Origin of the sequence: Microvirga pudoricolor (assembly GCF_016892705.1) — a bacterium.
GTDB lineage: Bacteria > Pseudomonadota > Alphaproteobacteria > Rhizobiales > Beijerinckiaceae > Microvirga > Microvirga pudoricolor.
In genome coordinates this window covers 515537-528544 of the sequence record NZ_JAFEMB010000002.1, presented here as the reverse complement: position 1 = coordinate 528544, position 13008 = coordinate 515537, and the positions used below count along the sequence as shown (strand labels likewise).

Here is a 13008-nt window from a genome sequence, read left to right as displayed (position 1 = left end):
GGGTCATTCACGAAGAGATTTGCTCTCCTTCAAGGGCAAACAACAGGCCGTCGCGAGCGATCGCGGCGGTCTTTTCATTTGACCGCCGCAGATGCGGTCTCGCGATCACGAACCGGAAGACCTGTCCGGTTGCGTAAACGCTGTCTCATGCCGGGCCTCTGGCGCATCGGACGCGAGCAGCGCTGCCCAGGATCGGGACCAGGCCCCAAGCGGGACGAGCCGTTCATGAAGCTCGAAGCCTAACGGCTCGGCATGGTAGCCCTGGCCGGAATGGCCGATCAGCTTGGCGTTGCGCAGTTCCTTGAGGCGAGCGTTCAGGACGGAGGGCGAGACCGACCCGCATTGGTCCTGAAGATCGCGAAAGGTGCAGGGGCCGCTGGTGCACAATGTCCAGAGCACGCCCATGGCCCAGCGACGCCCCAGGAGGTCGAACAAGACCATGATCGGTTTGCGGGATCGTGAGCCGCGGACGGAAAGTTCAGGCATGGAAGCTCCATCTCCGATGGCTTGCTCGAACGGTCGATGTAATGCAGTAGCAATTCGCAGTGCCCTCGTATATCGCTGTGCTACTGATTCAGTAGCAATCGAGACAGCTATGCCCTTCCTCGCCCTAGCTGCCGCCCTCGGAGCATCCTTGTGCTGGGCCTTGGGAGCGATCCTGGCCCACGATCCCGCGCGAAAGCTGGGGGCCTTTGCCTTCACGCGGGTGCAGCTCATCGGCGCTTCGTCGTTCCTCATCCTGCTCGTGACCGCAACCGGGCAATGGATCAATCTCGACTGGCGGTTCACGCCGGCCATCGCGATCAGCATCGTCAGCGTCCTCGTCGGAAACCTGGCGATGATCGGCTGCCTCCGCCGTGGCGGACCGAGGCGGAACCAACTGCTCCTGGCGCTTGCGGCGCCGATGGCCGCCGGCCTCGGCTATCTCTTTCTCGGCGAGGCGATCTCAGCCCCGAAGCTGCTCGGCGGAGCCGTCGTCCTGTGCGGGGTCGGTCTGGCGATCTTCTACGGGGCCGGGCGCACGGGCCTCGAACCCCTCGACGGGCCCATCGGCCAAGTCGTCGGTCTCGGCATCTTGGCGGCGGCCGCCCAGGCGGTTGCCCTGATCGCCCTCAAGCCCGTGCTTCTTGCCGGGGTGGAGCCACTGGCCGCCTCCGCCTTGAGGACGGGAGGTGGTGCCGTCATCATGATTCTGCTCGGCTTCTGGCCGTCGGCCGCATTCAGGCCCCTCTCGACGCCGACGCCGCGCTTGGTGATGGCCGCGATGGTGCCCGGATTTCTCGGCTATGTTCTGGCCGTCAGCCTGCTGCTCTACGCCCTTCGTGGCAGCGCCACGGGCCTCGCGACGGTGCTGGGCTCCATCTCGCCGGTGCTGATGCTGCCGATGATCTGGTACATCCGCGGCCGCTGTCCCCCGCTCCCAGCCTGGATCGGCGCCGGCCTCGTCGCCCTGGGGACCGGCGTGATCGTGCTGGGATAGATTGGCAAGAGCACAGGCTCGACGGCTCGTCGCAGGACGCGGCCCGATAGAGGGGCGCAACCGCATGAGAAAGGCCGGGCACTGGCCCGGCCTTCCTGGTTTTGACGGGTCTTTGCTCAGATGAAGAGCACGTCGTTGGTGTGCATGCTGGTCTTGCTCACGCCGGTCAGGGTGAGGCTGAACTCGCCCTTGGCGATGACCGTATCGTGGCCCACCTGCCGCGCCGTCTGCATCAGCGCCTGATAATCGGCGAACACGCTCTTGTAGACGACGATCTTCTCGTAATCGTCGGCACCGGCGGCGAAGTCCGCGATGGTGGTCTTGGCCCAGGGCCGGATGTGGTAGGTGTCCCGGCCCCAGCCGCCGATCAGCAGCGAGCCGACCCCGTCGCCGATGAGGATGTCGTCGCCGTAGCCCCCGTCGAGGATGTCGGCCCCGGCGGCCGCGCCGCAATCCATGTCGAGGTAATCGTTGCCGTCGCCGCCGAGCAGGTGGTCGTTGCCGTTCCCGCCGATGATCGTGTCGTTGCCCTGCTCGCCCCAGAGCGAGTCGTTGCCGGCATCACCCTTGACGCTGTCGTCGTTCAGCCCTGCCCAAACCACATCGCTGCCGTTGCCGCCGGAGATGACGTCGTTGCCGCTCTCGCCGTTGAGGAAATCGTCCCCGTCCTCGCCGAAGATGGTATCGTTGTCGGCGCCGCCGTTGACGCTGTCATTGCCGATGCCCGCGCAGACGCCGTCGTTCCCGGCGCCGCCTTCGATCACATCGTCGCCCTCTTCGCCCGCGAACCAGTCATTGCCGTCATTGCCGACGAGGACGTCGTGACCTGACCCTCCCCAAAGCACGTCATGGCCGCCGCCGCCGTCGAGGACATCGTCGCCCTTGCCGCCGCCGAGAGTGTCGTTGCCGGCGCCGCCGCCGAGATAGTCCATTCCCTCATCGCCGCTCAGCACATCGTTGTCGCCCTGGCCTTCGAGATAGTCGTTCCCCCTGCCGCCGAAGAGGACATCGTCGCCAGAGCCTCCGAGCAAGGTATCCTCGCCATCCTCGCCCTTCAGGAGATCGAAGCCGCTCTCGCCGAAAACGACATCGTCGTTTGCGCCGGCCGCGATGACATCGTTCCCGCCGCCCGCGAAGATCAGGTCATTGTCATAGGTGCCTTGCTTGTGATCGTCGCCGTTCAGAAGAATCTGCGCTGCAATGACGATGTGCTGGCCATTTTCAGTGAGCGTATACTTTTGCGATACTGACATTGCGCGCGGCGCGTAGTCCGTCTCATCGGAATGCCAGATCCCACTGACAAAGATGTTGGGACAGTTTGGAAGCTTGAAGGGTTCTCCGTACTTGATGACCCATCCATCGCAGTACTCCAAATTCCCTTCTTCGTTTTTGAAGGTCCCGTTATAGTAAGCATCGATGCCAGGTGCATGTTTTAGATAATAGTGATACATTTTGAGATCGATGGGATTTCCATTTTTATCTCTGAATTGCGTAGTTTTCGGCTTCGGTGCCTGTGTTCCCCCGTCACTTGCTCCTGCGGACGTCCCGCCATCACTTGGAGAGTTGCCGGTACCAGCATCTCCGGAGCCACCGGTTCCGTCTTGGCTGCCACTGCCTCCGAAGATGCCGTTCCAATCGACCCCATTGCCGACCACGTTGCCGACCTGCGATCCGCCGTAACCTGCACTCCCGCCATAGGTTGCTTCGTGGTACATCAGGCTCAACTCGAGAGTGGATAACGTCATTTGTGGAAGGTCCTTTCATTCGGCGGAATGCCTTGAGGTCAGCAATCCTGGCCGGGAGCTCCATTAGAGGTTTAAGATCACTGCAAATCTATCCTCGGTTGATACATTGTTATAACGATCCACAAGGTTTTGTTGGGTACGTTCTCTACGTTGCGCGATGAGGGCGAATGATCCCGATGAGCGCGCCCGCCGTCGCATCTGCCTCGACAGCGCCCCTGCGGGCGTCTAGAAACGGGCCCAACCTCCAGCCTTGCGGGCGCTCGCGCCCCTTACCCGAGCACAGACTTCCATGAGCGGCGTCAACGAAATCCGGTCGGCCTTCCTCGATTACTTCGCCCAAAATGGCCACGAGGCCGTGCCGTCGAGCTCCCTCGTGCCGCGCAACGACCCGACGCTGATGTTCACCAACGCCGGCATGGTGCAGTTCAAGAACGTGTTCACGGGGGTCGAGAAGCGCCCCTACAGCACGGCCACGACCTCGCAGAAATGCGTGCGCGCGGGCGGCAAGCACAACGATCTCGACAATGTGGGCTACACGGCCCGGCACCATACCTTCTTCGAGATGCTGGGCAACTTCTCCTTTGGCGATTACTTCAAGGAGCGGGCCATCGAGCTCGCCTGGACCCTGATCACCAAGGAATTCCAGCTGCCGAAGGACAAGCTCCTCGTCACGGTCTACCACACCGACGACGAGGCGGCGGATCTGTGGAAGAAGATCGCGGGCTTCTCCGATTCCAAGATCATCCGCATCCCGACCTCGGACAATTTCTGGCAGATGGGCGATACCGGCCCCTGCGGCCCGTGCTCGGAGATCTTCATCGACCAGGGCGACAAGCTCTGGGGCGGCCCGCCCGGCAGCCCCGAAGAGGACGGCGACCGGTTCCTGGAGTTCTGGAACCTCGTGTTCATGCAATACGAGCAGATCGAGCCCGGCAACCGCATCGCCCTGCCCAGGCCCTCCATCGATACCGGCATGGGGCTGGAGCGCATCTCGGCCATCATGCAGGGCGTCTATTCGAACTACGACACGGACCTGTTCCGCACCCTCATCGAGGCCGTGGCCCATGCCACCGGCGTGGCGCCGGAGGGCGACCGCAAGGCGTCGCACCGGGTGATCGCGGATCACCTGCGCACGTCCTGCTTCCTGGTGGCCGACGGCGTCCTGCCGTCGAACGAAGGCCGGGGCTACGTGCTCCGCCGCATCATGCGCCGCGCCATGCGCCACGCGCAGTTGCTGGGCGCCAAGGAACCGCTGATGTACCGCCTCGTGCCCGTGCTGGTGCGCGAGATGGGCCAGGCCTATCCCGAGCTGATCCGCGCCGAGGCGCTCATCACCGAGACCTTGAAGCTGGAAGAGACGCGCTTCCGCAAGACCCTGGAGCGCGGCCTGTCGATCCTCGACGAGGAGACCCGGTCTCTCACCAAGGGCCAGAGCCTGTCGGGCGAGACGGCGTTCACCCTGTACGACACCTTCGGCTTCCCCCTCGACCTCACGCAGGATGCGCTGAAGCCGCGCGGGATCGGCGTGGACACGGACGCGTTCGACGCCGCCATGGAGCGCCAACGCCAGAAGGCCCGCGCGGCCTGGACGGGGTCCGGCGAGGCCGCCACGGAGACCGTGTGGTTCGGCGTGAAGGAGCGCGTGGGCGCGACGGAGTTCTTAGGGTACGAGACCGAGACCGCCGAAGGCGTGGTGCTGGCTCTCCTGAAGGACGGCGCCGAGGTGTCGGAGCTCAAAGCCGGCGAGACCGGCCTCGTGATCGTCAACCAGACGCCCTTCTACGGCGAATCCGGCGGCCAGGTTGGCGATACCGGCCTTATGCAGGGCGAGGGCGCCCGCATGCGCGTAACCGGCACCGAGAAGAAGCTCGGCGACCTGTTCGTGCACCACGTCACCGTCGAGCACGGCACCCTGAAGATGAACCAGGCGGTGGAGCTTCAGGTCGATCACGGGCGCCGCGCGGCGGTGCGCGCCAACCACTCGGCCACGCACCTCCTGCACGAGGCCCTGCGGCAGGTTCTGGGCGATCACGTGGCCCAGAAGGGTTCGCTGGTCTCCGCCGACCGCCTGCGCTTCGATTTCAGCCATCCCAAGCCGGTGAGCGACGACGAGGCCAAGCAGGTCGAGGAGATCGCCAACCGCGTGCTGCTTCAGAACGAGCCGGTGGTCACGCGGCTCATGGCCGTGGACGAGGCCATCGAGTCCGGCGCGCGCGCGCTCTTCGGCGAGAAATACGGCGACGAGGTTCGTGTCGTGTCCATGGGCAAGGGCGAGGGCAACCGCACGTTCTCGGTCGAACTCTGCGGCGGCACCCATGTGAACCGCACCGGCGATATCGGCCTCGTGACGGTCGTGTCGGAGGGCGCGGTCGCGGCGGGCGTTCGCCGTCTCGAGGCCATGACGGGCGATGCCGCCCGGCGTCACCTCGCCGAGGAAAGTCGCAAGCTGCGCGAGGTCGCCGGCCTGCTCAAGGCCCCGGTGGACGACGTGACCGAGCGCCTGAACGCCCTTATCGAGGACCGCCGGAGGCTTGAACGCGACCTCGCCGAGGCCCGCCGCAAGATCGCCATGGGCGGCGCGGGCGGCGGCGAGGAGGCTCCGCGCGAGGTCGGCGGCATAAAGCTTATGGCCCGCGCGATCTCGGGCATCGAGATGAAGGACCTCAAGTCCTTGGCCGACGAGGGCAAGCGCCGCCTCGGATCCGGCGTGGTCGCCATCGTGGGCGTGGGCGAGGACGGCAAGGCCGGAATCGTGGTGGGCGTCACCGAGGACCTGACAGGCAAGTACGACGCCGTGAGCCTCGTGCGCATCGGCTCCGAAAAGCTCGGCGGCAAGGGCGGCGGCGGTCGCCGCGACATGGCCCAGGCGGGCGGGCCTGACGGGGCCCAGGCCGAGGCGGCTCTCGCCGCCATCGAAGCGGCTCTCGCCGCAGCCTGACCCAAACGTCATCCCGGGCCGCGCGGGCGGACCCGGGACCGTTTGCTCGTGAGAGCGTCTTATGCCATCGCGGCCGCCCGCGACCGGCGCAGGCCCAGGTATTGCAGGTCCGCGTACAGGAAGGTCACGGCCGCCTGGGCGACCACGAAGGCCGTTCCGGCTCGTGTGGGCTCGATCCAGCCGCTGAGCAGCAAGAGGGCACTGTCGGCGGTCCAGAGCAGGTTGGCGCCGATCACGGCCCAGACCCACATCCGCGAGGCTTCCGGCTTCACGCCGAGATATCCCACGAAGATCGCATAGGGGATCAACACCGCACCGGCGATGGCCAGGAGCGGGGCCGGCAGCCCGAGCACCGCGGACAGGAGGCTCGCGCCGACCAGCATGAAGGCCCCGCAGGCGGCTGTCGTGGTGGCGTCGGCGACAAGGGCTTGGCGCAGGAGCGTCGAGGATTGGATCGTCAGCATGGGGCTCTCCTTCTGAAGTTGGGAGGTCGGAGCCGTCTTGAGCGGTCGACCTTGTGCCCATGGTTTCGCGAAACGGGAGGCGGGTCGATTACCTCGCAGGTCATGGAGAGGGCTCGCGGCTTGGGCTATCGTCGCCCCATGCTGAACACGACCAAACCCGTCGGCGAGCACCTGCGCGAATGGCGCCAGCGCCGCCGCATGAGCCAGCTCGACCTCGCCCTCGACGCCGAGATCTCCACCCGCCATTTGAGCTTCCTCGAAACGGGTCGCTCGCAGCCCAGCCGCGAGATGGTGCTCAACATCGCGGAGCGCCTCGACATTCCCTTGCGGGACCGCAACGTGATCCTGGTCTCGGCCGGCTTCGCCCCGGTCTTCCCGGAGAGGCGCCTCGACGATCCGGCGCTGGCGGCGGCGCGACGGGCGGTCGATCTGGTCCTGAAGGGGCACGAGCCCTTTCCGGCGCTCGCGGTCGACCGGCATTGGAACCTCATCGCGGCCAACGCGGCGCTGACGCCGCTGATGACGGGCGTCGATCCCGCGCTCCTGGTGCCGCCCGCCAATGTGCTGCGCCTGAGCATGCACCCGGACGGGCTCGCCTCGCGCGTCGTCAACTTCAACGAATGGCGCGCTCACCTCATCGCGCGCCTCGTGCATCAGGTGGGTCTCACGGCGGATGCGGTCCTGCTCGCCCTCATGGAGGAGCTTCGGGCCTTTCCGGTACCGAAGGGGGCGGAGCGGGGCGGGACCCTCGGCCACGATTACGGCGGGGTGGTCGTTCCCTTGCGGCTGCGCACCGATGCGGGCGTGCTCTCCCTGTTCAGCACCACCACCGTCTTCGGGACGCCTGTCGACGTGACCCTGTCGGAGCTCGCCATCGAGGCGTTCTACCCGGCCGACGCGGAGACGGCGCGGGCCCTGAGGGCGCTCGCCGGCCCATAGCCGCAAGGCCGGTTAACCCCCCATCAACCTTACTCGGCGATAACCATACCGAACCGGAGCGTTCCGTCGGATGCTCCTAGGCCTCGTCGAGTAGGGTGTGAGTCGCGTGCGGTTGCGCCAACGTCGTTCCAGTATGAAATGGATCTGCGCCACGGTGGTGCCCTGGGTGCTCGCGGGCGGCATGCTCCTCTCGTTCACGGCCTCGGCCAGCAACGACGCCGGGTCCGGCGTGAGCGCCGCCACGCGCAGCGCCGTCGCGTACCTGACGGAATCCGTCAGCATCGTGCCGCCGATCTCGTCCCCCGCCGGCCACATGGTGGGGGTCGATCTCGGCAGCACCGTGCTGCGCAACATTCCCCGTTACGACCTGCCCGAAGACGCGTTCGCGACCGCCATCGGCAGCCCTCCGCGCTCCGACCGGAAGTCCCATCCGGTGCCGAACCTGCCAACCGTCGACCGGACGCTGAAAGGCAACCCGGTGGTGGCCGTGCGCCCGACGATCTCCCGCATGGCCAATACCTTGCGCGGCGAGCTAGTGCCGGGCAGCGCGCGGCTGATGTTCAACCGGGACGAGCGCCTGTTGCCGCCGACCGTCTTGATGCAGGGCAAGCTCGAAGCGCCGCCCCTGCAGCAGGAGGGGTTCGAGCCCTGGCAGGCGCCGGAGCTCACCACCACGCGTCAGGCCACGTCGATACAATCGCCCGCCGCCGCGGCAGCGGGTTCCACGGGCGCCGCCGCCAGTTCCACGACGCCCTCCACCTCCCGCGCCATCGTGCTCTCATCGACCACTCCGGCGCCCGTCGAGATGACGCCGATGGAGATCGCGGCCGCGCCCGTGTCCCGCATCGAGGGCGGCCTGACCTTCGCGCCCAAAACCGAGAGCCAGCCGAACTACGTCGACCTGATCGACCCGGACAATATGGGCAAGGAGCAGCGCTGCCTCGCGGAAGCGGTGTATTTCGAGGCCCGGAGCGAATCCGAGTCCGGACAGGCGGCGGTGGCCCAGGTGGTGCTCAACCGGGTGCGCAGCGGTCTCTATCCGGCCAGCATCTGCGGCGTGGTGTACCAGAACCGCCACCGGCATCTCGCCTGCCAGTTCACCTTCGCTTGCGAGGGTAAGGCGCTTCGCACCACCGACACGGAATCCTGGGAGCGCGCCAAGCGCATCGCCAGCGCGGTGCTGGAGGGCAAGACCTATCTGGCCGATGTGGGCGGCGCGACCCACTATCACGCGGACTATGTCCGGCCCTACTGGGCAAGGCGTCTGAAGAAGATGGACGTGATCGGCCGGCATATCTTCTACAAGCTGAAACCGGGCCAGACCTGACCGGCATTTCAGCCCACGCCGCCCGGCAACAGCTGCCAGCTCATCAGCAGGGCCGTTCCGATTAGGAGTGTGCCGGCGGCGGAATCGAAGCCGGCGCGCCAGCCGGGCCGGCTCAGCCAGGGTGACACGGCGCGGCCCGCGAAGCTGAGGCCGTAGAACTTGATCGCGGCGGCCGCCAGATAGCCCACGAAGAACCACGAACGTTCGGCGCTGTCGTAGGTCGAGGCGAGGACGCCCAGCAGGAATAGGGCTTCGAGGTAGAGCAGCGGGTTCAACCACGTGACGGCCAGCATGGACATCACCGCGCGCAGGCGCGTGTCGCCCGAGAGTTCTCCCATGGCCGCAAGACCGCCCTGACTGCGCTGGGCGAGAGACTTCACGCCGCACCAGGCCAGGAAGCCGATGCCGAGCGCCTGAAGGATCCCGGCGAGGGCGGGGGCCGTTGTCATGGCGGTTTCGAAGACCATCTGGCCCGCGACCACGATGACGACCTCCGATACGAAGCCCACGGTCGCGACCGTCATCTCGTGCCGCCGCGTGAAGCCGGCCTGCAGGAGCCGCAGGTTCTGCGGCCCGATGGAGAAGATGAAGCTCACGCCGAGCATGAAGCCCGCCGTGCCGGCGTGTTGGATGAGGGATGAGATGGACAAGGCAGCTCTCCTGGATCGAACGACCGCCCGCTGAGGCCGAAGGGCAGGGCTGGCGTTCACCCTGCAGACAGACCGGTCTTCTCGATGCTTGCCGTTGCGGCGCCTCTGACGCGGCGGCCGCCTGTCCTCAAGGCTCGATACTGCCCCGTTCGAGCGGCCAGGAGAGTGAAGGGCGCCACAATGCGCAGGTTCGGTCGCACGTCCTCGGCGCGAGGTCGTTAAACCGCGCGATGGCCGACTGGATGGCGAAGAGCCGGCCCGGCCGCGATCCGTCGCCGCCGGTTGGTGCGATCTGTCACATGACATAACGGAATAACGTTATATAATATGCTCCTAGTGAATTGTGACGAGTGGGAAATTATGACTCTGACGAAGAATGTCGCCGGTACGGGCTATGGGAGCGTCTATCTGGATTCGGTCATCTGGGGCGGCAAGGTCTGGGACATGAACACCGGTCCCCTGAAAGCTTGGCTGGGTGAGGCGTCGGACATCGATGCGGCCATCGAAGTCCATGGTCCCAGCATGCAAGGCCAAGATCCGGAGACCGGCGTCAAGTACGACTTCGTTTCCGACGATGGGACAATGGGCAACTGGAATCCTTCGATTTATCAGAGAGATATCAATGCCATCATCTACGCGATGGACCAGTACACCAAGGTCAGCGGGATCCGGTTCGCGGGCGAGGGCGAGGATGCCCAGACGGTAGGCGAGGCCGATATCGTGTGGTGGAAGACGCCGCTGCCCGCCGGGATCCTCGGCATCCATGACGGCCCGACGAACACCCAGGCCTGGGGCTACTTCAATCGATTCGCCGAAAGCTGGGGCGACTTCACGCCGGGCAGCCTCGGTCTCTACACGATCATCCATGAGATCGGTCACGGCTTGGGGCTAGCGCATCCCCATGACGGCGGGGAAGAGAACGACGCGTCCCGCTTCCCGGGCGTGAATGGGGCCAGTGACGTCGGGCAGTTCGGCCTCAACCAGAGCCCGTACACCGTCATGTCCTACAATTATAACCTTGCGGCCTTCCCCACGGACGGCACCTACGGATTGCAGACGGGTCTCGGAGCCTTCGACATCGCGGCGATGCAGAAGCTCTACGGTCCCAACAACGAGACTGCCAAGGGAGACGACGTCTATGTTCTTCCCCATCTGAACGCGTCCGGAACCGGATGGACCTGCATCTGGGATACTGGCGGGATCGACACCATCAGCGCCTCCAAGTCCAAGTCGCCGGTCACCATCGACCTGCGAGCCGCGACACTGGCGTCGAACGATGCCTATGCGGGCGGCATCATCTCGCAGGAGAAACGCGTCGCGGGCGGATTCACCATCGCCAACGGCGTCGCGATCGAAAACGCGATCGGCAACGTCGCGGACGACATCCTGACGGGAAATCATCTCGCGAACCGTCTGACCGGCGGAGACGGCAACGACATCCTCGACGGCCTGGGCGGCAACGACGTGCTCGACGGCGGGAACGGCAACGACACCTATTATGTCGATTCGGCCGGCGACCTGATCATCGACAGCGGCGGCGTCGACACGGTCTATTCTACACAGGCCCTGAAGTTCAGCGCCGACATCGAGAACGTGTTCGTCAATGGCGTTCGCGTCGGCGGGGTCGGCACGGTGGTCAGTCCCGTCCTCATTCCCAGCACAAGTGGCAGGGACGTCATGGTGGGCGGCGCGGGGGTGGACCGCTTGGCCGGCGGCTTGGGCAGCGACAAGCTCACGGGCGGACTGGGCGCGGACACGTTCGTGTTCAACACCAGGCTCGGCAAGAAGAACATCGACACCATCACGGATTTCGACGTGAGGGAGGACACGATCGAGCTGGCCAAGTCGATCTTCAAGAAGATCCCCAAAAAGGCCCTGCTCAAGGACGGCACCCTCAAGAAGGACTACTTCCACACCAAGAAGACCGCCGCCGACACAAAGGATATGATCCTCTACGACAAGAAGAAGAGTGGCGCGCTCTATTACGACCCCGACGGCAAGGGCGATCTGCCGGCGGTCCAGTTCGCCAAGCTGGCCAAGAACCTGAAGCTGACCGCCAGCGACTTCAAGGTCGTCTGAGCCGGCCTTCGGAGCCCCCCGCGTCGCGGGGGGGCTTCCGCGTTTCGATGGCCGTCGCACTCATCACGGCGGCGGGGTCTATCCATCACCAAGTTGAATGATGTATGGCTGACGCATCAGGTTAAGTTGGATCGTCCAGCAGGTAGCCGTCATGTCAGCCCTCCGCCGCCCGTCGCCTGAAATCATCGTCCTGTGCGGGTGCCTGATCGCCCTCATCACCTTCGGGCCCCGCGCCTCGGCGGGCCTGTTCCAGATCCCCATGACGGTGGAATACGGCTGGGGCCGGGATGTGTTCAGCTTCGCCATCGCGATCCAGAACCTGCTCTGGGGCCTGGGCCAGCCTTTCGCCGGAGCGGTGGCGGACCGGTTCGGAGCGTTTCGGGTGCTCTGCGTGGGCGCGCTGCTCTACGCGGCGGGCCTTGTCGTCATGGCTTATGCGTCGACGCCGGGCCTCATGCATCTGGGCGCAGGCGTTCTCATCGGGTTCGGCCTCTCGGGCTGCTCGTTCAACCTCGTCCTCGGCGCCTTCAGCAAGCTCCTGCCCGAGAAGTGGCGGCCCATGGCCTTCGGGGCGGGCACGGCGGCCGGATCGTTCGGCCAGTTCCTGTTCCCACCCATCGGCAACATCCTCATCGACAGCGTGGGCTGGCATCAGGCTCTGGTGATCTTCGGCGCCAGCATCCTCATCGTGATCCCGCTGGCAGTTGCACTCGCGACGCAGCCCAAAGATGCCGCGTCGCTGGCGCAGACCACCCCTGAGCAGAACCAGTCGATCCGGCAGGCTCTCACGGAAGCCTTCCGGCACCGCTCCTATGTGCTGCTGGTGCTGGGCTTCTTCACCTGCGGCTTTCAGCTCGCCTTCATCACGGCTCACCTTCCGGCCTATCTGAAGGATGCGGGCCTGTCCGCCGCCGTCGGCGGCTGGACGCTGGCGGTGATCGGCCTCGCCAACGCGTTCGGGTCCCTCGGGTCGGGCTGGCTGTCCACTCGCATGTCCAAGCGCTGGCTCCTGGCCTGGATCTATCTCGGCCGGTCGGTGGCCATCGCGGCGTTCATCCTGATCCCGGCTTCCCCTGCCTCGTCCATCGCGTTCGGTATTTCCATCGGATTGCTCTGGCTTTCCACCGTGCCGCCCACGTCGTCGCTCGTGATGCTGATGTTCGGCACGCGGTACATGGCAATGCTCTACGGCTTCGCGTTCTTCTCCCATCAGGTCGGCGGGTTCCTGGGTGTCTGGCTCGGCGGCCTGCTCTACGAGCTCAACGGCAACTACACGATGGTGTGGTGGCTCTCGGTTCTGCTCGGGATCGCCTCGGCGCTCATCAACCTGCCGATCAAGGAGCAGCCGGTCGTGCGCGCACCGGCCCTGCAGCCGGCGGAATGAAC

At 65.5% G+C, this 13008-nt stretch carries 10 protein-coding genes; 6 read left to right on the top strand and 4 right to left on the bottom strand.

Annotation, left to right across the window (positions count from 1 at the left end; all coding sequences use genetic code 11):
* Positions 1–105: 105 nt before the first annotated feature.
* Complete coding sequence (locus tag ILT42_RS11470; protein WP_204215730.1) at positions 106–486, bottom strand: winged helix-turn-helix transcriptional regulator; 381 nt, start codon at positions 484–486, stop codon at positions 106–108.
* A 109-nt stretch (positions 487–595) separates the two neighbouring features.
* Here ILT42_RS11470 and ILT42_RS11465 point away from each other — a divergent pair, with 109 nt between their 5' ends.
* Positions 596–1480, top strand: a complete 885-nt coding sequence (locus ILT42_RS11465; protein ID WP_204215729.1) for a DMT family transporter — start codon at positions 596–598, stop codon at positions 1478–1480.
* Between the two features lie 116 nt (positions 1481–1596).
* Here ILT42_RS11465 and ILT42_RS11460 read toward each other — a convergent pair whose 3' ends face one another.
* Positions 1597–2733, bottom strand: a complete 1137-nt coding sequence (locus tag ILT42_RS11460) for a calcium-binding protein (RefSeq protein WP_204215728.1) — start codon at positions 2731–2733, stop codon at positions 1597–1599.
* A 781-nt stretch (positions 2734–3514) separates the two neighbouring features.
* Here ILT42_RS11460 and alaS point away from each other — a divergent pair.
* Positions 3515–6163 (top strand): alanine--tRNA ligase, encoded by a 2649-nt coding sequence (gene alaS, locus ILT42_RS11455; RefSeq protein WP_204215727.1) that lies wholly within the window; start codon positions 3515–3517, stop codon positions 6161–6163.
* 59 nt (positions 6164–6222) lie between these two features.
* On the opposite strand, the gene ILT42_RS11450 is transcribed toward alaS, so the two are convergent.
* Positions 6223–6627: a hypothetical protein gene (locus tag ILT42_RS11450; protein ID WP_204215726.1), complete on the bottom strand. Its 405-nt coding sequence runs from the start codon at positions 6625–6627 to the stop codon at positions 6223–6225.
* Positions 6628–6765: 138 nt separating this feature from the next.
* Here ILT42_RS11450 and ILT42_RS11445 point away from each other — a divergent pair, with 138 nt between their 5' ends.
* Complete coding sequence (locus tag ILT42_RS11445) at positions 6766–7566, top strand: helix-turn-helix domain-containing protein (RefSeq protein WP_204215725.1); 801 nt, start codon at positions 6766–6768, stop codon at positions 7564–7566.
* 133 nt (positions 7567–7699) lie between these two features.
* Complete coding sequence (locus ILT42_RS11440; RefSeq protein ID WP_204215724.1) at positions 7700–8893, top strand: cell wall hydrolase; 1194 nt, start codon at positions 7700–7702, stop codon at positions 8891–8893.
* An 8-nt stretch (positions 8894–8901) separates the two neighbouring features.
* Here ILT42_RS11440 and ILT42_RS11435 read toward each other — a convergent pair whose 3' ends face one another.
* On the bottom strand, positions 8902–9543 hold the full coding sequence (locus ILT42_RS11435; RefSeq protein ID WP_204215723.1) for a LysE/ArgO family amino acid transporter: 642 nt from the start codon (positions 9541–9543) through the stop codon (positions 8902–8904).
* 360 nt (positions 9544–9903) lie between these two features.
* On the opposite strand from ILT42_RS11435, the gene ILT42_RS11430 reads away from it, so the two are divergent.
* Both ILT42_RS11430 and ILT42_RS11425 read left to right on the top strand, forming a co-directional pair.
* Complete coding sequence (locus tag ILT42_RS11430) at positions 9904–11622, top strand: M10 family metallopeptidase (protein WP_204215722.1); 1719 nt, start codon at positions 9904–9906, stop codon at positions 11620–11622.
* A 151-nt stretch (positions 11623–11773) separates the two neighbouring features.
* Positions 11774–13006, top strand: coding sequence for an MFS transporter (locus tag ILT42_RS11425; protein ID WP_204215721.1), 1233 nt, complete (start codon positions 11774–11776; stop codon positions 13004–13006).
* Positions 13007–13008 lie beyond the last annotated feature (2 nt).